At 69.7% G+C, this 1951-nt stretch carries 2 protein-coding genes; both read left to right on the top strand.

All coding sequences use genetic code 11. The annotated features are described in order from the left end of the window. Positions 1-147 precede the first annotated feature (147 nt). A complete protein-coding gene (locus amrb99_RS49285; RefSeq protein WP_190869011.1) occupies positions 148-813 on the top strand; it encodes a DUF4097 family beta strand repeat-containing protein in 666 nt (221 codons plus the stop codon). 84 nt (positions 814-897) lie between these two features. Beyond that, complete coding sequence (locus amrb99_RS49280; protein WP_190869010.1) at positions 898-1938, top strand: ATP-binding cassette domain-containing protein; 1041 nt, start codon at positions 898-900, stop codon at positions 1936-1938. The last annotated feature ends 13 nt before the right edge of the window (positions 1939-1951 follow it).

The raw sequence follows: 1951 nt of genomic DNA, 5'->3' as shown, positions 1-1951 counted from the left end.
GCTTGTTGCAACAATAATCTTGGATCTACCAGCGAAGACAGTGATTTCGTGCAACAAGCTTCTTGCTGAACCTGGAAAGGCAACGTAGCGTTTGCGTTGTCAGAAACAAGCGGGCCGCAAGGGCGGCCCCCCAGCAAGGAGCAGACGATGACCACCTTCGCCACCCCCGCCCCGATCACCGCGACCCTGGACGTCCCGGCCGGCCGCGTGCAGGTCATCGCCGCCGACCGCGCCGACACCAGCGTGCAGGTCCGGCCCGCCGACCCGGGCAAGAACCGCGACGCCAAGGCCGCCGAGCAGGTGAGCGTGGAGTTCGCCGACGGGGAACTGCGGGTCCAGGCCCCGACCGGCAACCAGTACTTCGGCTCCACCGGAGCGGTCGAGGTGACGATCCAGCTGCCCGCCGGCTCCCGGGTGCAGGCCAAGGCCGCCGCGACCGAGTTCCGCGGCGTCGGCCGCCTGGGCGAGGTCGCCTTCGACGGCGCCTACCGCCAGATCAAGATCGACGAGGCCGGAAGCCTGCAGCTGACCGCAACCGACGGCGACGTGGAGGTCGGCCGCCTCAACGGCCCCGCCCACATCACCACCCAGCGCGGCGACATCCGCATCACCGAAGCCACCGGCACCGGGCAGGTCGACCTGCGCACCCAGTCCGGCGACATCTCCATCGGCGCCGCCCCGGGCGTCTCGGCCGCCCTGGACGCCGGCACCTCCCTCGGCCGCATCACCAACAGCCTCAAGAACGACGGCACCACCCAGCTCGACATCCGCGCCACCACCACCCGCGGCGACATCACCGCCCGCAGCCTCTGACCCCCGCATCGTGAAACCACGGGGCCCGCCCTCGGCGGCGGGCCCCCGGGTCTCAAACCCCCACCCCCTCTCAAGGAGTCCCCCATGGCGAATCTGGCGATCGAGGCGGTCGGGCTGCGCAAGTCCTACCGCGACAAGACCGGCGAGAAGGTCGTGCTGGACGGCATCGACCTGGCCGTCCCCGAAGCGACGATCTTCTCCCTGCTCGGCCCCAACGGCGCCGGCAAGACCACCACCGTCCAGATCCTGTCCACCCTGACCCGCGCCGACGCCGGCCAGATCCACGTCGCCGGACACGACCTGGCACACCGACCCGACGACGTGCGCGGCGCGATCGGTGTCACCGGCCAGTACTCCGCCGTCGACAAGCTCCTCACCGGCCAGGAGAACCTCCTTCTGATGGCCGACCTGAAGCACCTGCCCCGCCGCGACGGCAAACGCAAAGCCGCCGAACTCCTGGAGCGCTTCGACCTGGTCGAGGCCGCCCGCAAGCCCGCCTCCACCTACTCCGGCGGCATGCAACGCCGCCTGGACCTGGCGATGACCCTGGTCGGCGACCCCCGCCTGATCTTCCTGGACGAACCCACCACCGGCCTGGACCCCCGCAGCCGCCGCGCCATGTGGGACATCGTCCGCCAACTCGTCACCGACAACGGCGTCACCATCTTCCTCACCACCCAATACCTCGAAGAAGCCGACCAACTCGCCGACCACATCGCCCTGCTGGACCACGGACACCTCATCGCCGAAGGCACCCCCGACGAACTCAAACGCCTCATCCCCGGCGGGCATGTGTCCCTGCGCTTCACCGACGACGACACCCTCACCAACGCCCTCACCACACTCGGCCGCGGATTCCTGGACCCCTCCGACGACGACCGCCTCACCCTGCAGATCCCCTCCGACGGCGGCGTGGCCTCCCTCCGCGACCTGCTCACCCACCTGCACACCGCCGGCATCGAACCCGCCGACCTCGCCGTCCACACCCCCGACCTCGACGACGTCTTCCTCACCCTCACCGGCCAAACCCCCACCCACAACCCCGCCCACAACCCCGCCCACAACCCCGCCGACACCGATGACCGCGCCAACAGCAACGACCGCAAGCAGGAGATCGCCCGATGAACACCCTCGCTCT

Source organism: Actinomadura sp. RB99 (genome assembly GCF_014706005.1).
Classification (GTDB): Bacteria; Actinomycetota; Actinomycetes; order Streptosporangiales; family Streptosporangiaceae; genus Spirillospora.
This window is presented reverse-complemented; position numbering and strand designations above follow the sequence as displayed.

Bases quoted from the DNA above. Each gene is read 5' to 3' on its own strand.
- amrb99_RS49280 (WP_190869010.1), top strand. From the start codon at position 898: ATGGCGAATCTGGCGATCGAGGCGGTCGGGCTGCGCAAGTCCTACCGC.
- amrb99_RS49285 (WP_190869011.1), top strand. From the start codon at position 148: ATGACCACCTTCGCCACCCCCGCCCCGATCACCGCGACCCTGGACGTC.